This window comes from Halostella limicola (genome assembly GCF_003675875.1).
In the GTDB taxonomy this organism is placed as follows: Archaea; Halobacteriota; Halobacteria; order Halobacteriales; family Natronoarchaeaceae; genus Halostella; species Halostella limicola.
Window position 1 is genome coordinate 914,938 of the sequence record NZ_RCDI01000002.1, and the last position, 20,258, is coordinate 935,195.

Here is a 20,258-nt window from a genome sequence, read left to right on the forward strand (position 1 = left end):
CCAAACGTCGCTTTTCTTACCGTATCCCAGTTCAGGATACACCTTTCCCCGAGTCGCCCGTAGGATCGGGTATGACGACTGCCTATGCGGCGATGCGAGACGCGCTCGTGGTCGCCGACCGCGAGGGCGCGGACTGGTCCTACGACCACCGCCTCGACGGCCGCTCCCTGGAGTGCGTCGCGGCCTCGTCCGACCGGTCGGAACGGGCGTTCGTCGGAACGTTCGAATCCGGCCTCCAGCGGACGACCGACGGGGGCGAGACGTTCGAGCGCATCGGCGCGGCGTCCATCGAGCAGGACGCCGTGCTGTCGGTCGCCGTCTCGCCGCACGACCCCGACGTGGTGTACGCCGGCACGGAACCGTCGCGGCTGTACCGATCGACGGACAGCGGCGACACGTGGACGCAGGTCGGCGGGCTGACCGACCTGCCGTCGGCGGACGAGTGGTCGTTCCCGCCGCGGCCGGACACGCACCACGTCCGGTGGATCGAACCGGACCCGCACGACCCCGATCGGCTGTACGTCGGCATCGAGGCCGGCGCGCTGCTACTGACCGAGGACGGCGGCGACACGTGGCGCGAGCGCCCGCCGGGATCGCGCCGGGACAACCACACGCTGACCACCCACCCCGACGCGCCGGACCGCGCGTGGAGCGCGGCGGGTGACGGCTACGCCGAGACGCGCGACGGCGGCGAGACGTGGGAGCGTCCGGAGGACGGTCTCGATCACCGCTACTGCTGGAGCCTCGCCGTGGATCCCGCGGACCCGGACACCGTGCTCATGTCCGCCGCGAGCGGGGCGTACTCGGCGCACGACGCGGACCGCGCGGAGTCGTACCTCTACCGTAAGCGTGGCGGGGAGAGCGAGAGCGAAAGCGAGTGGTTCCGGTTGACGAACTTCCCCGCCGACGAGGGCGTCGTTCGTGCGGTGCTCGCGGTCGGTAACGAGGCCGGTGAGTGCTACGCGGCGACGAATCGAGGGCTGTTCCGCACCGCGGACGCCGGCGACCACTGGGAGCGCGTCCCGGTTCCGTGGGAACGGTTCGAGGAGCACACGTGCCAGGGGCTGGCGGTCGTGTAGGCCGGGAGCGCCGGTCCCGACCGCGAGATATTTGACCGCCGACACTGTACCCACGGCCGATGTACGACTTCGCCGTCGTCGGTGCCGGCCCCGCCGGCTCGCGGTTCGCCCGCCGCGCCGCCGAGGAGGGGTACGACGTGCTCGCGCTCGAACAGGGCGAGGTGGGTGACCCGCTCGCCTGCTCCGGTCACGTCAGCACGGACGTCTGGGAGTACGCGGGCCCGGACGCCCGGGCCGACCTCCTCCAGAACGAGATCCTCGGCGCGCGCTTCCACGTCGGCGGGCCGGGGAGCGGCGCCTATCCCTTCTACAAACGCGAGGTCGTGTCGAACGTCATCGACCGCGTCGGGCTCGACCGACACCTCGCCGACCTCGCCCGCGACGCTGGCGCGGACCTGCGCGAGCACCACACCGTCACCGCTGTCGACGAGTACCACGACCGCGTCGAGGTGACGGCACGGGGACCCGACGGCACCGAGACGTTCGAAGCACGGATGGTCGCGGGCTGCGACGGTCCGCGGTCGCGCGTGCGGGACGAACTCGGTTTGCCCGAGCCGGGCGAACTCCTCCACGGCGTGCTCGGGTTCGACGCGGACGCCGACGCGGAGAACTTCGTCGACGTCCACCTGACCGCGCCGCGGTTTTTCGCGTGGCGCATCCCGCGGGGCGACGCGGGCGTGGAGTACGGCCTCGCCGCGCCGCCGGGCGACGACGTCGGGCGGCGCTTCGAGGATCTGGTCGACGCGTACGGCGTCGACTGTCACCGCCGCTGCTCGGGCGCGATCCCGATCGGCCCGCCGGAGCGCGTCACCAGCACGCGCGGGTTCCTGCTGGGCGACGCCGCGGCGCAGACGAAGCCGTTCACCGGCGGGGGGATCCTCTACGGGATGACCAGCGCGGACCACGCGGTCGAGGCGATCGACCCCGACAGCCCGGGGAGCCTGCAGGGGTACGAGCGCGCGTGGCGCGGCGACCTCTCGCAGGAGATCCGACTCGGCCACTGGCTCCGCCGAGCGTACTCCCTGCCGGAACCCGTCCAGCGCGCGGGACTGCGGGCGCTCTCCGGCGAGATCGGGGTCCACATGGACCGGCCGACGTCGATGTTCTCGCGAGAGCACCTGCGGAAGGTCTTCTCGTAGCGAACAGGCGACGCGGGGGCGAACGCGGCGCAGGGCGGGGCGTCGCGCACCCGCGGGCCGCCCTGCGGTCGTGGTCAGGTCACGGCGGCGATGGCCGCGGACTCGGTGAAAAAGGTGCGGACGAAACGGATCCTTATTGGTACGTCGGCAGTCGCGCGGAGTCGTCGCTCCCGTCCACGAACGGCAGCGCCGTGCGCTGCGCCGGGACTTCCTCCCCGCCGACGCGGACGGTGAGGCCCCCTTCTGGCGCGTCGAAGTCGGCGACGGCCAGCGCGATCGGAGCGTCGAGCATCGGGCTCTCGGCGGCGCGGGTCACCTCGCCGACCGCCTCGTCGCCAGCGAAGACGGCGGCGCCGCCGTCGGGCAGGCGCTCGGGGCGGAGGCCGACGACGCGCTTGCTCGGCCGGCCGCGGTTCTCGACGCGGGAGACGACCTCCTGCCCGACGTAACAGCCCTTGTCGAAGTCGAGCGCGTTCCGGAGGCCGACGACGTTCGGGATGTTCCCTTCCAGTTCCGTCTCGAACAGCGGCGTGCCGGCTTCGAGCGTGAGCGCCTCCCACGTCTGGAGGCCGAAGGGCGCGGCGTTCAGGCCGTGGTTCTCCAGCGTGTCGAAGACGTCCGCCGCGTCGTCTGCGGCACAGATGACCTCGTACCCCTCCTCGCCCGCGAGCGCGTCCGTGCGGACGACCGTGACGCCCTCGTCGCCCATGGACCCGCGGACGAACGTGAGCCGCCCGTCCGGCGACGCCGCGCCGTTGAGCACGCTCGCTATCTTCTCGGTCGCCTTGGGGCCGTGGACGCCGAAGACGGCGAACTCGTCGGTGGCGACGCTCACCTCGACGTCCTCGATGAAGATCTTCTCCGACCACTCCTCCGCCAGCGGACCGGCCCGGCCGGGCGGCGTGAAAAGCAGGAGGCGGTCGTTCGCGTTGTAGACGTACATGTCCGTCTCGATGCCGCCCTGCGGGTCGAGCAGGAGCGCGTAGACGCCCTCGCCGTCCTCGTCGGGGACGCGGTTCGAGACGGCGTTGTCGACGTAGTCGACGCGGTCGTCCCCGGTGACGACGACGACGCCGTAGTGCATCTCGGTGAGGCCCACGACCTTCCGGACGGCCCGGTGGGCCCGGTCGGGGCGGCCGTACTCCAGAGCGACCCGCCGCCCGCCGCGCTCGTCGAACGTCGCGCCGTGGTCCTCGTGGACCGACTCGATGACCGTCATACTCGTGTGATGGCGTCAGCGGCGGAAAAACCTCCCTATCCCGGGGGCGCGAACGGCGAGTCGGGCCTCGGTCAGAACGGCAGGCGGTCGCGGACCCGGTCGAGGATGCTCTCGTCCGGGTCCTGCGGTTCGCCGGGGTCGGGGACGACGCTGTCGTCGGGCTTGATCACCGTCCGGTCGCCGTTCTCCTCGACGGTGATGAGCCCGTCGTCTTTCAGCGTCGCCAGCGCCCCCTCCAGGTCGTCGATGTCCGCCTCGACGTGGGACCTGATCTCGAAGACCGTCATCCCCTCGTCGCTCCGGTCGACGAGGGCGTCGAGTACCGAGACCTCCACCGAGTCCCGGTCACGGTACTCCCGCTTTGCTCTCATGGGCCATAGTTCGCGTGGGTGGGATTTACCATTAACCCCTGGTTCGGGTAAGCAGTAGCCTTTTGAGTCCCGGTTGGATAGGGAGTCACAATGGCTATCAGGTGTTCGTTGCTCGGGCACGACTTCGGCGACCCCGAGGTCGAGCGCGAGCGCGAGGAGGACGGAAACGAGGTGGTCGAGACGGTCCGCGAGGTGGAGACGTGCGGCCGCTGCGGGAAGACGAAGCTCATCAGCGAGAACAAGAACGTCACGACGCTCGGCGCGGTCGACGACCGCGACGGCCCGTCGGTCGACGAGGCGTTCGGGTCCGGCGGCCCGTCTGCCGACGCCGGTGAGAGCGCCGACCCGGCGAGCCCCGATCCCGCGAACGCTGGCGCGGACGACGCCGGTGCGGCGTCGGAGGACGCCGGTGCGGCGATCGACGACGCCGAGGAGATCGACCCCGACGCGACCGACGCGGAGATCATCGACGAGACCGCGGACGTGGAGTCCCCCGCCGCCGAGGAGGCCCGGACGGACACCGCCGAGGACGTCGTCACCGACGCCGAGGGCGAGCCGGACCCCGTGGAGGACGACGCGGTCATCCTCGACGACGAGGACGCGGAGCCCGACCGGGACCGCCAGCACGGCGAGTGGCCGGACGCCGAGGACACCGGCGGCCGAGACGACGCCGCCCCGGAGCCGTCGGCCTGGCCCGAGCAGGAGGGCGAGGACGAGGGGTACGACGCGCGGCTGGACGACGAGGAGGCCGACGTGGAGTTCGGGGGCGGGTTGACCCCGGAGCCCGCAGACGTCGACGTCGAGGGCGACGAGACGGTCGGCGGGGAGCCCGTCGAAGACACCGGCATCACCAGCGCGAGCGCGGCGCCTTCGCCGGACGCGCCGGCGGACACGGAGAGCGTCGCCACGGAGTTTTTCTGCCCCGAGTGCGGCTACGCGGCGGCGGCGGACCGGTCCTCGCTGCGCGCCGGCGACATCTGCCCCGAGTGCCAGCACGGATACATAACCGAACGGGAGCGGTAACGCGAAAAGGGTAAACCTCCCCCTGTTCATCTCATCACGCATGAAGGAGTACAAGATGCGTCGCGGCGAATACCTCGAAGAACGGATCCCGGACATGGAAGCCACCGTCGAGGAGTACTTCGGCGAGGTCACCGACACCGAGGAGTACAAGGGCAACGACCTCTACGTCGTCGAGGACCCCGACAACCCCGTCTTCGACCGGATCGTCGCCGGCACGGCGGCGTACGGCAGCAAAAAGGACAAGCTCGCGGTCCACTTCGAGGAGCGCGACGCCGAGGACGTCATCGCCGAAGGGAACGCCGACGCGGCCGCTGACGCGGTGGACGCCAAAAACGAGTTCCTGCTCGAAGCCACGGGCCGGGACGCCAAGGCCCGCCGCGAGTCGATGAAGCGCGAGGTCGAGGACGACCCCGATCACGACGTCGACGCCTGAGCCGATCGCTTATCCGCTTTCTCTCGCCGGCGACGAGCGGCGGCGCTACCGCCCGCCGAGCTTCTCGCGGCTGATGCGGACGCCGGTCGGCGTGACGATGATCTGGTCGTCGCCCTTCTGGACGATGTCGCCGCCGACCTCCTCGGCGACCTGCCGGAGCTCGTCGGTGATGTGTTCGACCGTCGGGTCCTCCGTGCGGAGGCGGGTGATGTCGGCGATGACGAGGTCGCCGTCGTACACCGCGTCCTTGATGTCGATCACGTTCTCCTTGCCCGATATCTCGGCGACGTGGACCTCCATCGCCGCGTCGCCGGAGGCGGCGTCGAAATCGTCAGGATCGAGTTCGACGTAGTCCCCGGTCGAGCGAGCGCCGCGGTCGCCGAGGATCTTACTCATGAGTCCCATAGGGGAATCCCTCCAGCGGAGCGAGTATAGTTCTTACGTCAGACGGGACCGCGTGCGGCGGTTCCCGCCGGCCGCGCCGCCGTCGTCGCCGGAACACGTCAGCGCGTGCGAATTGTTGGGGCAGTAATAACACGGGAAAGGCATTTATGCATCCTATCACAGAAAGAGACACGTCGAATGACAGACAAAGAGATAACCCGGCGCGGCGTTCTTCGGAACGTCGGTGCCGGCGTAGGGGGAACGGCGTTAGTGGGAACGGCCTCGGGGGCCGGAAATGACAGGTACGTAATTGGAACGAGATCGGGGCGGGGAGCGGACGCGGCGAGACGCCGCGCCGACGAGGTGACCCGGGAACTCGACTTCGGCCGCATCGGTCGAGCGGTCGCGGGGCGGTTCCCCGAGCCCGCGGTCGAGGCGCTGCGGAGCCGGCCGGACGTGCGGTACGTCGAGCGAGACGGCGCGGTGCGGGCGCTCGCGCAGACGCTGCCGTGGGGCGTCGACCGCGTGGACGCCGACGCGGCCCACGACGCCGGCGAGACGGGGAACGGCGCGGACGTCGCCGTCATCGACACCGGTATCGACAGCGATCACCCGGACCTGCAGGCGAACCTCGGCGATGGGTACGCGGTCGAGACCTGTTCGAGCGGCGACTGCAACTACGCGTGGGACGACGACAACGACCACGGCACCCACTGTGCGGGTATCGCCGGCGCGGTCGACGACAGCGAGGGCGTCGTCGGCGTCAGCACCGAGGCGACGCTGCACGCGGTGAAGGTACTCGACGGCGACGGGTCCGGGACGTTCTCCGGCGTCGCCGACGGCATCCGATGGGTCGCCGACCAGGGGTACGACGTCGGTAGCCTGAGCATCGGCGCGAGTTCCGGGTCGCAGACGCTGGCGGACGCGTGTCAGTACGCCGCGGAGAAGGGCGTCCTGCTCGTCGCGGCGGCGGGCAACAGCGGCCCCTGCTCGGACTGCGTCGCCTACCCGGCCGCGTACCCGGAGGTCGTCGCGGTCAGTTCGACGGACAGCGACGATTCGCTGTCCTCCTTCTCATCGACCGGGCCGGAGGTCGAACTCGCGGCGCCCGGCGGGAGCATCTACTCGACGGTCGTCGACGGCTACGCCACGTTCTCCGGCACGTCGATGGCCTGCCCGCACGTCAGCGGGGCCGCGGGCCAGTTGATGGCGAACGGCTACTCGAACACCGAGGCGCGGCAGCGGCTCCGCGACACCGCCCAGGACGTCGGCCTCTCCAGCGACGACCAGGGGAGCGGCCTGCTCGACGTCGAGGCCGCGGTGGGGAGCTCCGACGACGGCAGTGGCGGCGACACCTCCGTCGCCGTCTCGACGGGCGACGCGACAAACGTCGGCGAGACGTCGGCGACGCTCTCCGGCGACCTGACCGACCTCGGCGGCGCGGAGTCGGCGGACGTCTACTTCGAGTACGGCCCGACCGGCGGCAGCCTCTCGAACGCGACGAGCGCGCAGACGCTGTCGGCGACGGGCTCGTTCAGCGCCGACGCGACTGGTCTCGACAGCGGCACGGAGTACGAGTACCGCGCCGTCGCCGAGGCGAGCGACGGCGACGCGGACGCGGGGAGCGCGCTGACGTTCACGACCAGCGACGGGAGCGGCGGGAGCGGTACCGCACCGGTCGTCGACAGCTACCGGGTCACGGAGGCCGGGTCGCCCAACCCGCACGCGGAGATCACGGCCGACTGGACCGTGTCGGACGCCGACGGCGACCTCGCCACCGTCGTCGTCGAGGTGTTCGACGCGGGCGGGTCGCGCGTCGACGCCGCCTCGACGGACGTGAGCGGCGGGAGCGCGAGCGGCACGGATCAGTTCTCCGTCAAGCACGCCCGCGGCGGGACGTTCGACGTGACGCTGACCGTGACGGACGCGACCGACCTGCGCGCGTCGGCGACGCGGACCGTCTCCGAGTGAGCGCCGCGTAGCGGTAAGACCCTCGCCGGAACGGAGTTTTTTGACCGGTCCGCGCCTCGGACCGCACATGACTTTCAGCATCTGCGTTCGGGAGTCGTTCGAGGACGACGAAGGCGAGGAGCAGACGCGCTTCGGCGTCGCGGTCACGACGCGACTGCCGGGCGTCGGGACGCTCTGTCCGTTCGCCAGCGAGAACGGCGCGGTGGCGACCCAGAGCCTCGTCAACGTCGAGCTGGGCAAGAGGGGCGTCGAGTACCTCGACGACGGGTTGTCCGTCGAGGACGCGCTCGAAGCGCTGCTCAACGCCGACGACGGCGCGCCCCAGCGCCAGTTACACGGTGTGGACGCGGACGGCACCTTCGCGTTCTCCGGCGAGGAGTGCAAGGGCTGGTTCGGCCACGTCGAGGGCGAGAACTACACCGTCGCGGGCAACCTGCTCACCGGAGAGGAGGTCGTCGACGCGACCGCGGCCGCGTACGAGGCGAGCCGCGGCGAGGACCGACCGCTCGCCGAACGCCTGATCGACGCGCTGGCCGCGGGCCACGCGGAGGGCGGCGACAAGCGCGAGGAGTTACACGTCCAGAGTGCGGCGCTGCTCGTCGAGTCGACCGCCGACCCGGTGGTCGACCCGTACTTCAACGACCTCCGGGTCGACGCGACGGAGACCCCGATCGCGGACCTCCGCGAGACGTACGAGCACGCCGTCGAGGGGTACGAAATGGCGATGGAGCGCTATGAGGACGCCTACGACGAGGACAGCCTGGACGAGTCGGAGTGACGGGAAAGTTACAAACCGTCCGTCTCCCTATCGTGGGGGAGGAATGTCCCTCCACCGACGTGTCCTCGCGACCGCGCTCCTGCTCCTGATCGCCGGCTGTAGCGGCGCGCCCCTCGACGGCGGCGAGGGGCTGAACGCCGGTGCGCCCTCGCTCGCGGAGTTCGAGTACCCCGACGGGTACCAGGAAGAGGGGATCCCGAACGCGACGGCAGCGCTCGAAACGCACCGGGAACGGCTCGCCGCGACCGGCGGCGTCGTCAACGCCACGCGGTCGTTCGGCGAGGACGGGGGCACCGCGAGCACCCTCCGCATCGACGCCGAGCGGGAACGGATCTACAGTCGCCAGCATCGGGACGACGAGATCCAGCGGGAGGCGTTCTACCGGGACGGAACGCTGTACCGCCACTACGACGACCACGTTCGCACCAGCGACGTCACGTACGAAGAGGCGAACGACCGCGCGCAGGTCGGCCCGCTGCGCACCGTCGACGCGCTCAACTTCTCGGCGGCGGGGACCACGGTCGTCGACGGGACGCCCGCCGTCCGCTACGAGGTGACGGAAGTCGACAGGAGAGTCGTCGACGTTGCCGACGACGTCGAGTCGGTGTCCGGGGAACTCGTCGTCGACGAGGCGGGCGCCGTTCACCGGTTCGAGTATCGGATAACGATCGACGAGGACGGCGAGAGCCGGACGTACGCCGGCACGTACGAGGTGGAGTCGTACGGCGAGACGACCGTCGAGGCCCCGGACTGGATGGAAGAGCGGTGACGAGAGACGAGAGCGCGTGATCGGTCCGACGACCGCGTACCGGGGCTCGAACGTCTCGCGGTGCCGTCGCTACCGACCGTCCAGTGCCGCGCCGAGCGTCGCCCGACGCCTGCTCCGATCGTCGACTGGCCGGCGGCGAGGACAGGGGACGAGAAGAGAGTCGTCGCTCAGACGGAGAACTCGTACAGGTCGTCCCCGACGTGGTGGATCGACTCGACGACCTTGCCGCTGTCGCCGACCATGTCGCCGCCGTCGGTCTTCGCGCGGCCGACCGCCAGCACCTTGCCGTGGGACTCCTCCGCGATGGTGACGAGATCGTCCGGTTCGATGTCGTCGTCCGCCTCGACGATGCCCGGCCGCATCACGTCGGCGCCGTCGCTGACGAACGAGACCGCGCCCGCGTCGACGGTGACGACGCGGTTCTCGGGCGGGTACTCGTTCGCGCCGCGGACGGTGAGGAAGGGCTCGTCGTCGATGTACACGACTGCCGGTTCCCCGTCGACGAGGACGAGCTCGTAGTCGTTGTCCTCGAACTCGACGAGTTCGTACTGGTCGCCGTCGATCGCCACGTCGAGTTGCGCGGCGACGTGGTCCTCGATCTCGGCGATCTCGTCGCTCCGGAGGTGGTGCCGGGACTTGACCTGCATGGACGGGGCAAGTACCGCGGCGCGCATAAATCGCCCGTTCCGCATCGGCGTCTCTGCGGTCTGACACGCTCGAAAAGGGCTAAGTAAACCCCGGCCTACGGTTGGAGTATGTGGTCCTCCCGGAGAGACCGGGACGAGATGGAGACCTGCATCGCCTGTGGGGACTCGATCCGCCGGTCAGACGCGCGGGAATACGACAAGTACGGCGACCGCTGGGACAGAGAGGGAAAGGAGTTCGAGTACCTCTGCAAGCCCTGTTACCGGGAACTCTGTCACCAGCCGCGAGACGAACTCGAGGGGCTCCTGGTCGAGGTAGAGGCGGGGGAGCGCGACCGGGACGAGTTCCTGCAGTGGTACAGCGCGACGATCGAGGACCGGTACGGGACGCTCGAAGAGGAACAGTAAGCGCGACTGAGACTCGACTCGCGACGGGCTTTTTTCGCCGTCGACGCCCTCGACGGCCGCCGATCCGCCGGCCGGACGAGGACCCGACACGTTAACTGTGCGACCCCCGTAGCCAAGGGCATGAGCGACTCGCAAGCCGAGGCGGGGACCGCCGAGGCGCAGGGACCCCTGGAGATCGACGAGGAGATGGCCCGCCACCTGGAGAACAAGCGGGAGGAGCTCTTCGAGAAGTTCGAGATCCGCGACGAGTTCCCGCCGGAAGTGCTAGAGGAAGCAGAGGAACGCACCGAGGGGATCGAACAGCAGATCGAGGACGAGGTCGACGAGCGCGAGGACCTGCGCGACATGGCCGCGTGGACGATCGACCCCATCGACGCGCAGGACTTCGACGACGCGATCAGCGTCGAGGAGCGCGACGACGAGTACGTCGTCTGGGTCCACATCGCGGACGTGACCCACTACGTCAACCCGGAGACGGCGATGTGGGACGAGGCCGTCGAGCGGGGCAACACCGTCTACCTGCCGGGGTACACGGTCCACATGCTCCCGCCGGTGCTCGCGGAGACGGTCTGCTCGCTCGTGCCGAACGAGGACCGCCTCGCCCACACGGTCGAGATGCACCTCGACAAGGAGACCCTCTCCTACGAGACCATCGACATCTACAAGTCCGTCATTCGGAGCGACGAGCGGCTCACGTACACGGAGGCCGAGCAGCGCCTCGACGACCCCGGCTCGCACCTGCACGACGAGATCTCGCTCGTGTTCGAACTGGCGGACCGCATGCACGAGCAGCGCAAGGAGGACGGCAGCCTCGTCCTGAATCCGCGTCGGGACCGCGCCCATACCATCATCGAGGAGTGCATGCTGAAGGCGAACAAGGCCGTCACGCACGAGCTCATGTGGGACCGCGGCGTCGAGGCGATGTACCGCGTCCACCCCCAGCCGAGCCCCGACGAGTGGGACGAGGCGCTGCGGGAGATCCAGGACTTAGACGGCGTCTCGATCCCGGGCGAGGCGTGGGACGACCCGCGCGTCGCCGTCAACGCCACGCTGGAGGAAGCACCGGACCGCCAGCTCGACAAGATCCAGTGGGCCGTGATGAAGGTGATGCCCCGGGCGAAGTACATGAACGACCCGTTCGGCGGCCACCACGCGCTGAACTTCGAGATCTACGGCCACTTCACCAGCCCCATTCGCCGGCTCTCCGATCTGATCAACCACTGGATCGTCTACACGAACGACGTGCCCGAGGACCTCGTCGCGCTCTGTGACCGCGCGTCCGACCGGCAGAAGGAGGCCGAGTCCTGCGAGCGCGAGTACAAGAACTTCCTCCAGGAGGTCGGCCTCGACCCCGACGCCGTCAACAGTCGGGGGATAGAAGTGGTCGAAGAGGACGAGTAGTTCACCGCCTCGCCGTCGAGACGAACCGGTCCCTCGTCGCACCTGCGGGCAACCGACCGTTACGAGATCTTTTCGCCGAACTGTTAGTTAACCTGACACTATCCGTGGTGACCGGTCCGATGACGTGACACGAAACCGCGAGGAGACGGCGGATTTCGACCCGTTAATCATCTCGATCCGGGTAGTACCACCTGGCCGAAATGTTTCAGCGGTCGACGCGGAGAGTTCAACGGGTCGAAAACCACCTCACGGCACCCATATCAGAATTATTACTATGCGAAAATCACACCCGTCGTTACCGATATCTGGCACGTGGCAAAAATATTAACCGTGAGATCGTCGTACGGAGAGACGACATGGGTGAGGGGACGAACGTAGTGCTAATCGTCGCGGACACGACGAGGTACGACGACGCACTGAGGCCGGAGGTAGCACCGACCATCTCGGAACTGGGGGCGGCGGGGACGACGTTCTCGCGGGCGTTCGCCCCCGCGCCGTGGACGCTGCCGTCCCACGGCTCGCTTTTCACCGGGACCTATCCGTCGAAACACGGCGCTCACGCCGGGCACGAGCGCCTCAACGACCGGGAGGTGACGCTCACGGAGCTGTTCGACGACGCGGGCTACGACACCGCGGCCGTCTCGGGCAACACCTGGATCAGCAAGGAGGGCGGCTTCGCCCGCGGCTTCGACGACTTCCACCAGACGTGGCAGTACGTCCAGTCCGACACGGCGATGGGCGAACTGGTGGAGGTGACCGAGGAGAGCCGGATCCGAGCGGTCGGCCGGAAGATCTTCGAGGGGAACCCGCTCGCGAACGCCGCGAACGCGCTCTACCGGACCGTCGTCCGCGAGCGCGGCGACGACGGGGCCGAGCGGGCGACGAACTGGATCGAAGGCTGGCTGGACGACCGGGAGAGCGACGACCCCTTCTTCCTGTTCGCCAACTACCTCGAACCGCACCTGGACTACCGGCCGCCCGAGCGCCTCGCGGAGCGGTTCCTGCCCGACGGCGTCTCCTACGCGGAGGCGATGGAGGTCCCGCAGGAGCCGTGGGAGTACCTCGCCGGGAATCTGGAGATGACCGACCGCGACTTCGAGGTACTGCGGGCGCTCTACCGCGCGGAGATCGCCTACCTCGACGAGCACGTGGCGAGGCTCCGCGACGCGCTCGAAGCGGCCGGCGAGTGGGAGGACACCGTCTTCGTCCTCGTCGGCGACCACGGGGAGAACATCGGAGACCACGGCCTGATGGACCACCAGTACTGCCTCTACGACACGCTCCTCCACGTGCCGATGGTCGTCCACGGCGGCGCGTTCGAGGGCCGCGGGGAGGACGACCGGCTGGTCAGCCTCGTCGACGTCGCGCCGTCGCTGCTGGACGCCGCTGGGGTGTCTGCACCGTCGGCGCGAGCGGAGTTCCAGGGGCGGTCGTTCCACCCCGAAGCCGACGCCGACCCGCACGACTACGTCTTCGCGGAGTACGCCGAGCCCCAGCCGTCGATGCGCGCACTGGAGGAGCACGTCGAGACGGTGCCGGAGCACGTCTACGAGTACGACCGCTCGCTCCGGGCGGTGCGCTCGACGGAGTACAAGCTCGTCCGCGGCTCCGACGGCTCCCGGGAGCTGTACCACGTCGCCGAGGACCCCGACGAGGCGACGGACCTCGCCGACCGACGGCCGGGGACCGTCAGGGACCTGTCCACGGTCCTCGACGACTGGCTCGACTCGTTCGACGCCGCGGACGCGGCGGGCGAGGTCGCTATCGAGGGGGACCGGAAAGCGCAGCTCGAACAGCTGGGCTACCTGCAGTGACCCCTCGTCCGCGGCCCGCGACGCCCGCCGTAGCGAGTTGGTAGGTACCCTTTTGCGGGCGGCGGCCGACGACTCTGCCGTGATCGAGTACTGCCTGAGCAACGTCGACGCGGAGACGCGGCGTCGGCTCGCCGCGCGCGAGGACAGTCGGGAAGCGGCCTGCCTCGAACAGTGCGGGCGCTGTCACCGTGAGGCGTTCCTCGTCGTCGACGGAACCGTCCGGTCGGGACCGAGCCACGCGGCCGTTCTGGACGACCTCGACGAATGAACGTTCTCCTGCTTTCGCTCGACAGCCTGCGGCGGGACTTCCTCTCGGCGTACCGCGACCGGCCGATCCCGCTCGACTACGAGGTGGAGACGGACAACCTCGACCGTTTCGCGGAGAAGGCGGCGACGTTCGACAGCCACTACGCGGGGAGCCTCCCCTGCATGCCCGCGCGCCGGGAGTGGATGGGCGGGGTGCAGGAGTTCCTCTGGCGGCCGTGGGGGCCGATGGAGGCGTACGACGACCCCCTGCCGGAGCAGGCCCGTCGGGCCGAGGTGCTGACGCACCTGATCACCGACCACTTCCACTACTTCGAGCACGGCAGCCACGGCTACTACGAGAACTACCACGGCTTCGACTTCCTGCGGGGCCACGAGTACGACAAGTGGCGCACCGCGCCGCGGGACCCCGACGAGCGGATCTTCGAGCAGTCCGCGGACTACGAGACGGACCACCCCCACGATCTGGGCTACGTCAACCGCTCGGTGTACGCGCGCAACGCCGAGGCGCTCGGGATCGACGACCCCGACGCCGACGAGGAGAACTTCTTCGGCCCCCGCGTCCTCTCCCGGACGGCGGAGTGGCTCGGCGACCACACAGACTGGGACCAGTGGTTCTGCTACGTCGACAGCTTCGACGTCCACGAGCCGTTCCACTGCCCGGAGCCGTACGCGTCGATGTACACCGACGAGGACCCGACGGACCCGGACCTCCCGTTCTGGCCCTACTACGGCCGGGTCGACGAGGGCCAGAGCGCGCTCTCCGAGCGCGAACTCGACTTCGTCCGCTCGCAGTTCGCGGGCAAGGTGACGATGGTCGACCGCTGGTTCGGCCGCGTGCTGGACGCCCTGGACGAACACGACCTCTGGGACGAGACGATGGTCGTCGTCACGAGCGACCACGGCTTCCTCCTCGGGGAGCACGGCTGGGTCGGCAAGAACGAGTCGCCCTGCTACGACGTGCTCGCGAAGACGCCGCTGCTCGTCTGGCACCCAGACGGCGTGCGCAACGGCGAGCGCGTGGACGCGCTCACTTCCGCTGTCGACCTCTACGCCACGATACTGGAGGCGCTCGACGCCGAGGTGCCAGAGACCGTCCACAGTCGGAGCCTCCTCCCGCTGCTGGATGGCGACGCCGCCGACCACCGCGACTGGGCGCTGTACGGCTACTGGGGCTCGTCGGTCAACGTCACCGACGGGCGGTACACCTACCTCCGCCCGTGCGACCCCGACGTGGAGACGGACTGTTACTCGACGACGATGATGAACGCCCGGCAGTTCTCCGTGCCGAACCGGCCGAAGACGGACGCAGAGGCCGGCGACTTCCTCCCGTACACCGACTCGCCGGTGTGGCGCTTCTCCGCACCGTCGACGCAGCAGAACGAGGAGCCGCTGCTGTTCGACACAGCGGACGACCCCGAGCAGCGGGCGAACCTCGCGGGCGACGAGGGGGACGCGAGCGCCGAGGCCGACCGCATGCGCGACCTGCTCGTCGAGGCGCTCGACGCCCTCGATGCGCCCGAGAAGCAGTACGAGCGCCTCGGCCTCGACTGACGGGCGGTCGTCGACCACTCCGTGATCTCGCTCACCGCGTCGTCCACGGCACCGGCCGCTTGGGCCCACACTGGGTACTCGTGAGCGCGCTGTGGCTCGCCGGCGGCGTCGCGATCCTCCGGACGACGCGGGCGTGAGCGCTGGCTCCGAAGGCTGCGAAACTCACCCGAGCCAGTCGCGCAGAACCGCACCGAACCCCGCCGCGCCGACGCAGAGCGCGACCAGCCCGCCGACCCCGGTCAGCGTCAGACCGCCGTTGATCGCCGCGGCGACGATCAGCGGGACGAGCCATCCGTCTTCGTGGCCCACGAGGCGGTCGGCGATGGCGAGAAAGGCAACGGCTGCGCCGAACGCCCAGACGACGTACGCGAGCACCACGAACGGTATGACGACGAGAAGGCCGACGACGCTGACGACCAGCAGGACGGCGAGAAGCGCAACGACCAGCAGCGAGACGATGCCGTAGCCGAACGTACCGACGGGGTCGTCCAGAACCTCGGCCATCATCCGCTCGGTGTAGTCCGGCACGAGCGCGACCATGACCGCGCCCACGAGCAACGTCGTCAGGAACGTCCCCGTCGCGCCGCCGCCCAGGGTGATCGAGACGTCGAGACCGGACGGATCGGCGATCGGTGGGGACTGGAGGAGCGCGCCGGAGAGTGCCGCGATAGGTGTGACACTTCCGCGTCGAAAGGAGAGGAGAAAAAGCATCCGTTCGGGCGTCACCGCTATGAGAAAGGCCCGGCAACCGAGCGCGTAGCGGCGTCGCGAGAAGTGTAGTCTGGCCGGGACCGAGCGAACACAGAGCGTTCGCGAGGGTCGGTAAGAGAACGACTGACTGAACGAGCGCAACAACGTGAAGGAAGGAATGGACTCGCCGGGATTTGAACCCGGGGCCTACACCTTGCGAAGGTGTCGATCTGCCACTGATCTACGAGCCCGCACCCAAACGTAACCCGCCGCGGTTATTTGTAGGTTGTGTTTTCCGGTCGCCGGTCGCGCCGGGGACCGGAGTCGAGAATGGAGAGCCGGCCCGCGATGAGTCCGACGAGGAAGCCGGTGAAGTGAGCGATGAGCGCGACGCCGGGAGAGCCGGTGGCGACGGTGACGACCGCCGCGATGACGGTGAACCCGACCAGCTGCGCGCCGGGCCCGAGGTCGAGCCGCGAGAGGAGGCCGCTGGCGAGGCGGTTGCCGGTGAGGGCGTACCCCAGGAGCGCGAAGACCGCGCCGCTGGCTCCGAGCACGGGGACGGGGTCCTGTATCAGCCCCTTCATCACGATCTGGACGACGCCGGCGGTGGCGCCGGTGGCGATGAAGAAGACGTGGAAGCGAAACGGGGTGGTGGTTCGCTCGACCGGGAAGCCGATGATGACCAGCGCCACGCTGTTGGCGAGCAGATGTGAGAGGTCGCTGTGGGCGTAGACGCTGGTCACCATCGTCCACGGCCGGACCGACAGCGGCGGGGCCAGCGCGAACAGGCCGACGGCGGTCGGGACGAGGAGTTCGAGCAACTGCTGGGCGAGAAACACGGCGACGAAGACGAGCAGGGTGTCGACGGTCGGGCTCTTCGCCAGGAACTTCCGCATACGTCTATCTGACGACGGGACGATATAAAATGGTGAGCGATGCCACTGGCTCGTCTGCGCGAGAGCGCCGGGGACGAGAACGGTCCGCGGCGTCAGTGGTGGGTCCGCTCGACGCGAGATCGTCGACGGTTAGTCTTCGAGGACGATCTCGATGCTGACGTCGTTCGGGACCTGGATGCGCATGAGCTGGCGGAGCGCGCGCTCGTCCGCGTCGAGGTCGATGAGACGCTTGTGGACGCGCATCTCCCAGTGCTCCCAGGTCGCCGTCCCCTCGCCGTCGGGGGACTTGCGGGTGGGAACCTCGAGCGTCTTCGTCGGGAGCGGGATCGGACCGGACATCGAGACGCCGGTCTTGTTCGCGATCTCCCGGACGTCGTCGGTGATGTCGTCCAGATCCTCGGGGTTGGTCCCGGCGAGGCGGACGCGTGCCTGTTGCATCTTAGCTCTCGTTGACGCTCAGCACCTTGCCGGCGGCGATGGTCTGACCCATGTCGCGGACGGCGAAGGAGCCGAGTTCCGGGATCTCTTGGGAAGACTCGATGCTGAGCGGCTTCTGCGGGCGCACCGTGACGACGGCGGCGTCGCCGCTCTGGATGAAGTCGGGGTTCTCCTCGGCGACCTCACCGCTGGACGGGTCCATCTTCTTGTCGATGGACTCGATCGTACAGGCGACCTGTGCGGTGTGGGCGTGGAAGACCGGGGTGTAACCGGCCGTGATCACGCTCGGGTGCTGCATGACGATCAACTGGGCCTGGAACGTCTCGGCGACCGACGGCGGGTCGTCGGCGGGGCCGCAGACGTCACCGCGGCGGATGTCGTCCTTGCCGATGCCGCGGACGTTGAATCCGACGTTGTCGCCGGGGCCGGCCTCGGGCACCTCTTCGTGGTGCATCTCGATCGTCTTGACCTCGCCGCCCTCGTCGCTGGGCTGGAAGGAGACGTTGTCGCCGACGTTGAGCATACCGGTCTCGACGCGGCCGACGGGCACCGTACCGATGCCGTCGATCGTGTAGACGTCCTGGATCGGGAGGCGGAGCGGCGCGTCCGTCGGCGGCTCCGGCTCCTCGAGGCCGTTCAGGGCGTCGAGCAGGATCTCGCCGTCGTACCAGGGCGTGTTGTCGCTCTCTTCGGCGATGTTGTCGCCCTCGAAGGCGGAGATCGGGATGAAGCTGGCGTCCTCGGTGTTGAACTGAACCTGCTTGAACAGGTCCTTGACTTCCTCGACGACCTGGTTGTAGTCGGACTCGTTGTAGTCGACGAGGTCCATCTTGTTCACGCCGACGATCAGTTCGTTGATGCCGAGCGTGCGGGCCAGGAAGACGTGCTCCTGGGTCTGGGGCGCGACGCCGTCGTCAGCGGCGACGACGAGGACGGCGTTGTCGGCCTGGGACGCGCCCGTGATCATGTTCTTGACGAAGTCGCGGTGGCCCGGACAGTCGACGATGGTGAAGTAGTAATCGTCGGTGTCGAACTCCTGGTGGGCGATGTCGATGGTGACGCCGCGCTCGCGCTCCTCGGCGAGGTTGTCCATCACGTAGGCGAACTCGAAGCCGCCCTTGCCCTTCTGCTCCGCTTCTTCCTTGTGCTGTTCGATGACGTGCTCGGGAACGCTCCCCGTCTCGTAGAGGAGTCGGCCCACGAGCGTGCTCTTGCCGTGGTCGACGTGGCCGATGATGGCCAGGTTCTGGTGGGGTTTGTCTTCGCTCATTGGTATCTCACGCGCAGAGGCGCTATATCGGAGTCTTTCGGCGGAAGCAGTTAAAACCATTTCGATACGGTACGTCACCCATCCCGCCTCCGTCGGGCGGTTTGGTGACCCGTGGCACGGATCAGCGGGAGCGGTTCCGGGCGGGAGAGCACCCCTCGGCGGCGCAACGGTACCGAGAGCGAGTCACTCCAGCCGGCCGACGTCCGCGAGCACGGCCGTCGCCGTCTCCGGGCCGCCGGCGCCGCGCCCGCTGACGTTCAGGCGACCGGCGTGGCGGGTCTCCAGCTGGACGATGTTTCGCGTGCCCGTGACGGCGAGCGTGCCGTTCGCCGGGACGAGCCGGGGGCCGACGCGGACGCCGTCCGGGGACGCCTCGCCGATGAGCCGGACGGTGCGGCCGTCCTCGGCCGCGAGTTCGAGGGCGCTGCCGGGGACGTCCCGGATGCCGTCGACCTCGGCGTCGTCGAGCGAGAACTCCGCGTCGCCGTCGCTGAGCACGTTCGCGAGGATGACGCACTTCAGCGCCGCGTCCGTCCCGTCCACGTCGAACGCGGGGTCGGCCTCGGCGACGCCGAGGTCCTGCGCCTCGGCGAGGACGTGCTCGTAATCGATCCCCTCCGCGGCCATCCGCGAGAGGATGAAGTTCGCGGTGCCGTTGAGGACGCCCCGCGCCGCGGTCACCTTCGACGGCCCGAAGTCGGCGATGGTCGACAGCACCGGGATGGCCCCGCCGACCGTCGCCTCGAAGAGGACGTCGCCGGCGCTGTCGCGCTCCAGCGCGCGCAGGTCGCCGTAGCGCTCGGCGACCGGTCCCTTGTTCGCCAGCACGACGTGGCGATCGCGTTCGAGCGCCGCGCGGGCGTGCCCGAACCCGGGTTCGGCGTCGCCGAGGGTGGTCGGCGTCGCCTCGACGAGGACGTCGTACTCCGCGGCGAGCGCGTCGTCGGGGTCGGCGTCGCCGACGCTGCCGGCTTCGTCCTTCCGGTCGAACGCGGCCGCGACGTCGACGCCGTCGGCGTCGGCGACGGCCCCGCGGGAGTCGGCGACGGCGGTGACCTCGTGTCCGTACTCGCCGGCGAGTTCGGCGACGGAGCGCCCGACGGCGCCCGCGCCGAGGACGGCGATTTTCACGCCGTCTCACCGCCGTTCGTGAGCGGCTCGACGACGCGGAGGTCCTTCTCGTCCGCGAGCGTCCGAACCGTCGACAGCGCCTCGTCGGTCCGCCCCGACTCGACGGCGAGGCGGATCCGCGCGGAGGAGACGTCGTCGGTGCCCTCCGGCGACGAAAGCGAGAGGTCGACGACCGACGCGCCCGAGCACTCCTCGATCCGGTTCAGCGAGTCCGAGAGGTCGGTGTCGATGATGTGGCCCGCGAGCAGGACCGTCACCTCCTCGCTGTAGCGCTCCGCGCCGGCCTGGATGACGTTGACGCCGGCGTCGCGGAGCGCGGCGACGATGTCGTCGAACCGGTCCGGCGGGCACTCGATGTCGACCTCGACGGGGATGTGTCCTCGCGGCGTGAGGTTCCCCCGCTCGTGGAAGATCGAGAGGAGGTTGCCGCCGCTCTCGGCGATCGGTTCGAGGGCGCGGAGCAACTCGCCGGGCTCGTCGACGAGTTCCAGGCGGACGGTGTAGGACCGTACCCCGCTGCCGTCTGCGACCTCGTCGCCGGCCTCGTCCCCGCCGGCCTCGGCGTCACCCGGCAACGGG

At 69.3% G+C, this 20,258-nt stretch carries 22 protein-coding genes and 1 tRNA gene; 12 read left to right on the top strand and 11 right to left on the bottom strand.

The genetic code is table 11. The features are described from left to right. The first annotated feature begins 71 nt into the window (after positions 1-71). Complete coding sequence (locus tag D8670_RS12475) at positions 72-1,079, top strand: WD40/YVTN/BNR-like repeat-containing protein (protein ID WP_121818416.1); 1,008 nt, start codon at positions 72-74, stop codon at positions 1,077-1,079. Between the two features lie 59 nt (positions 1,080-1,138). Continuing rightward, a complete protein-coding gene (locus D8670_RS12480; RefSeq protein WP_121818417.1) occupies positions 1,139-2,218 on the top strand; it encodes a geranylgeranyl reductase family protein in 1,080 nt (359 codons plus the stop codon). Positions 2,219-2,351: 133 nt separating this feature from the next. Here the strand turns inward: D8670_RS12480 and ygfZ are convergent, their stop codons facing one another. Beyond that, entirely contained in the window at positions 2,352-3,437 is a 1,086-nt protein-coding gene (gene ygfZ, locus D8670_RS12485) for a CAF17-like 4Fe-4S cluster assembly/insertion protein YgfZ (protein WP_121818418.1), read from the bottom strand. A 71-nt stretch (positions 3,438-3,508) separates the two neighbouring features. After that, complete coding sequence (locus D8670_RS12490) at positions 3,509-3,808, bottom strand: DUF6432 family protein (protein ID WP_121818419.1); 300 nt, start codon at positions 3,806-3,808, stop codon at positions 3,509-3,511. A 90-nt stretch (positions 3,809-3,898) separates the two neighbouring features. Between D8670_RS12490 and D8670_RS12495 the strand changes: the two genes are divergently transcribed. Then, complete coding sequence (locus tag D8670_RS12495) at positions 3,899-4,831, top strand: DUF7093 family protein (protein WP_121818420.1); 933 nt, start codon at positions 3,899-3,901, stop codon at positions 4,829-4,831. Positions 4,832-4,871: 40 nt separating this feature from the next. Then, entirely contained in the window at positions 4,872-5,264 is a 393-nt protein-coding gene (locus D8670_RS12500) for a DUF5611 family protein (protein WP_121818421.1), read from the top strand. A gap of 45 nt (positions 5,265-5,309) precedes the next feature. Here D8670_RS12500 and D8670_RS12505 read toward each other — a convergent pair whose 3' ends face one another. Further along, entirely contained in the window at positions 5,310-5,669 is a 360-nt protein-coding gene (locus D8670_RS12505) for a cell division protein SepF (protein WP_121818422.1), read from the bottom strand. A gap of 342 nt (positions 5,670-6,011) precedes the next feature. On the opposite strand from D8670_RS12505, the gene D8670_RS12510 reads away from it, so the two are divergent. The 3 genes from D8670_RS12510 (at position 6,012) to D8670_RS12520 (ending at position 9,166) form a co-directional block, all read left to right on the top strand. Continuing rightward, positions 6,012-7,619 (top strand): S8 family peptidase, encoded by a 1,608-nt coding sequence (locus D8670_RS12510; RefSeq protein WP_233752238.1) that lies wholly within the window; start codon positions 6,012-6,014, stop codon positions 7,617-7,619. Positions 7,620-7,686: 67 nt separating this feature from the next. Further along, positions 7,687-8,397 carry a DUF1028 domain-containing protein gene (locus D8670_RS12515; protein WP_121818424.1) on the top strand — a complete coding sequence of 237 codons (711 nt, stop codon included), beginning with the start codon at positions 7,687-7,689 and terminating at the stop codon, positions 8,395-8,397. A gap of 43 nt (positions 8,398-8,440) precedes the next feature. After that, positions 8,441-9,166, top strand: coding sequence for a DUF7537 family lipoprotein (locus D8670_RS12520; RefSeq protein WP_121818425.1), 726 nt, complete (start codon positions 8,441-8,443; stop codon positions 9,164-9,166). A 167-nt stretch (positions 9,167-9,333) separates the two neighbouring features. Here the strand turns inward: D8670_RS12520 and D8670_RS12525 are convergent, their stop codons facing one another. Continuing rightward, positions 9,334-9,813, bottom strand: coding sequence for an RNA-binding protein (locus D8670_RS12525; RefSeq protein ID WP_121818426.1), 480 nt, complete (start codon positions 9,811-9,813; stop codon positions 9,334-9,336). Between the two features lie 108 nt (positions 9,814-9,921). Between D8670_RS12525 and D8670_RS12530 the strand changes: the two genes are divergently transcribed. The 5 genes from D8670_RS12530 (at position 9,922) to D8670_RS12550 (ending at position 15,251) form a co-directional block, all read left to right on the top strand. Beyond that, on the top strand, positions 9,922-10,218 hold the full coding sequence (locus D8670_RS12530; RefSeq protein ID WP_121818427.1) for a DUF7562 family protein: 297 nt from the start codon (positions 9,922-9,924) through the stop codon (positions 10,216-10,218). Positions 10,219-10,338: 120 nt separating this feature from the next. Further along, on the top strand, positions 10,339-11,619 hold the full coding sequence (locus tag D8670_RS12535; protein ID WP_121818428.1) for an RNB domain-containing ribonuclease: 1,281 nt from the start codon (positions 10,339-10,341) through the stop codon (positions 11,617-11,619). A gap of 356 nt (positions 11,620-11,975) precedes the next feature. Then, entirely contained in the window at positions 11,976-13,433 is a 1,458-nt protein-coding gene (locus D8670_RS12540) for a sulfatase (protein ID WP_121818429.1), read from the top strand. 79 nt (positions 13,434-13,512) lie between these two features. Next, a complete protein-coding gene (locus D8670_RS12545; RefSeq protein ID WP_162994289.1) occupies positions 13,513-13,701 on the top strand; it encodes a DUF1450 domain-containing protein in 189 nt (62 codons plus the stop codon). Then, the gene (locus tag D8670_RS12550; protein WP_121818431.1) at positions 13,698-15,251 is read left to right on the top strand and encodes a sulfatase family protein; all 1,554 of its coding nucleotides are present in this window, start codon (positions 13,698-13,700) and stop codon (positions 15,249-15,251) included. The genes D8670_RS12545 and D8670_RS12550 overlap by 4 nt, the downstream gene beginning before the upstream one ends. Before the next feature lie 162 nt (positions 15,252-15,413). Here the strand turns inward: D8670_RS12550 and D8670_RS12555 are convergent, their stop codons facing one another. The 7 genes from D8670_RS12555 to D8670_RS12585 form a co-directional block, all read right to left on the bottom strand. Continuing rightward, entirely contained in the window at positions 15,414-15,962 is a 549-nt protein-coding gene (locus D8670_RS12555; protein WP_121818432.1) for a DUF8173 domain-containing protein, read from the bottom strand. Between the two features lie 158 nt (positions 15,963-16,120). Continuing rightward, positions 16,121-16,192, bottom strand: a tRNA-Ala gene (locus D8670_RS12560). Between the two features lie 24 nt (positions 16,193-16,216). Next, positions 16,217-16,840: a rhomboid family intramembrane serine protease gene (locus D8670_RS12565; protein WP_121818433.1), complete on the bottom strand. Its 624-nt coding sequence runs from the start codon at positions 16,838-16,840 to the stop codon at positions 16,217-16,219. Between the two features lie 129 nt (positions 16,841-16,969). Continuing rightward, positions 16,970-17,278, bottom strand: coding sequence for a 30S ribosomal protein S10 (gene rpsJ / locus D8670_RS12570; RefSeq protein WP_121818434.1), 309 nt, complete (start codon positions 17,276-17,278; stop codon positions 16,970-16,972). A gap of 1 nt (position 17,279) precedes the next feature. Then, a complete protein-coding gene (gene tuf / locus D8670_RS12575) occupies positions 17,280-18,548 on the bottom strand; it encodes a translation elongation factor EF-1 subunit alpha (RefSeq protein WP_121818435.1) in 1,269 nt (422 codons plus the stop codon). Between the two features lie 183 nt (positions 18,549-18,731). Further along, positions 18,732-19,679 (bottom strand): homoserine dehydrogenase, encoded by a 948-nt coding sequence (locus D8670_RS12580; protein ID WP_121818436.1) that lies wholly within the window; start codon positions 19,677-19,679, stop codon positions 18,732-18,734. After that, positions 19,676-20,254, bottom strand: a complete 579-nt coding sequence (locus D8670_RS12585) for an amino acid-binding protein (RefSeq protein WP_121818614.1) — start codon at positions 20,252-20,254, stop codon at positions 19,676-19,678. The genes D8670_RS12580 and D8670_RS12585 overlap by 4 nt, the downstream gene beginning before the upstream one ends. Positions 20,255-20,258 lie beyond the last annotated feature (4 nt).

What these genes read in the sequence shown, in the direction of transcription:
- D8670_RS12530 (WP_121818427.1), top strand. Translation starts at nt 9,922, where the DNA reads ATGTGGTCCTCCCGGAGAGACCGGGACGAGATGGAGACCTGCATCGCC.
- ygfZ (WP_121818418.1), bottom strand. Translation starts at nt 3,437, where the DNA reads ATGACGGTCATCGAGTCGGTCCACGAGGACCACGGCGCGACGTTCGAC.
- D8670_RS12490 (WP_121818419.1), bottom strand. Translation starts at nt 3,808, where the DNA reads ATGAGAGCAAAGCGGGAGTACCGTGACCGGGACTCGGTGGAGGTCTCG.
- D8670_RS12505 (WP_121818422.1), bottom strand. Translation starts at nt 5,669, where the DNA reads ATGGGACTCATGAGTAAGATCCTCGGCGACCGCGGCGCTCGCTCGACC.
- D8670_RS12520 (WP_121818425.1), top strand. Translation starts at nt 8,441, where the DNA reads ATGTCCCTCCACCGACGTGTCCTCGCGACCGCGCTCCTGCTCCTGATC.
- tuf (WP_121818435.1), bottom strand. Translation starts at nt 18,548, where the DNA reads ATGAGCGAAGACAAACCCCACCAGAACCTGGCCATCATCGGCCACGTC.
- D8670_RS12495 (WP_121818420.1), top strand. Translation starts at nt 3,899, where the DNA reads ATGGCTATCAGGTGTTCGTTGCTCGGGCACGACTTCGGCGACCCCGAG.
- D8670_RS12540 (WP_121818429.1), top strand. Translation starts at nt 11,976, where the DNA reads ATGGGTGAGGGGACGAACGTAGTGCTAATCGTCGCGGACACGACGAGG.
- D8670_RS12515 (WP_121818424.1), top strand. Translation starts at nt 7,687, where the DNA reads ATGACTTTCAGCATCTGCGTTCGGGAGTCGTTCGAGGACGACGAAGGC.
- D8670_RS12500 (WP_121818421.1), top strand. Translation starts at nt 4,872, where the DNA reads ATGAAGGAGTACAAGATGCGTCGCGGCGAATACCTCGAAGAACGGATC.
- D8670_RS12475 (WP_121818416.1), top strand. Translation starts at nt 72, where the DNA reads ATGACGACTGCCTATGCGGCGATGCGAGACGCGCTCGTGGTCGCCGAC.
- D8670_RS12525 (WP_121818426.1), bottom strand. Translation starts at nt 9,813, where the DNA reads ATGCAGGTCAAGTCCCGGCACCACCTCCGGAGCGACGAGATCGCCGAG.
- rpsJ (WP_121818434.1), bottom strand. Translation starts at nt 17,278, where the DNA reads ATGCAACAGGCACGCGTCCGCCTCGCCGGGACCAACCCCGAGGATCTG.
- D8670_RS12565 (WP_121818433.1), bottom strand. Translation starts at nt 16,840, where the DNA reads ATGCGGAAGTTCCTGGCGAAGAGCCCGACCGTCGACACCCTGCTCGTC.
- D8670_RS12555 (WP_121818432.1), bottom strand. Translation starts at nt 15,962, where the DNA reads ATGCTTTTTCTCCTCTCCTTTCGACGCGGAAGTGTCACACCTATCGCG.
- D8670_RS12550 (WP_121818431.1), top strand. Translation starts at nt 13,698, where the DNA reads ATGAACGTTCTCCTGCTTTCGCTCGACAGCCTGCGGCGGGACTTCCTC.
- D8670_RS12480 (WP_121818417.1), top strand. Translation starts at nt 1,139, where the DNA reads ATGTACGACTTCGCCGTCGTCGGTGCCGGCCCCGCCGGCTCGCGGTTC.
- D8670_RS12535 (WP_121818428.1), top strand. Translation starts at nt 10,339, where the DNA reads ATGAGCGACTCGCAAGCCGAGGCGGGGACCGCCGAGGCGCAGGGACCC.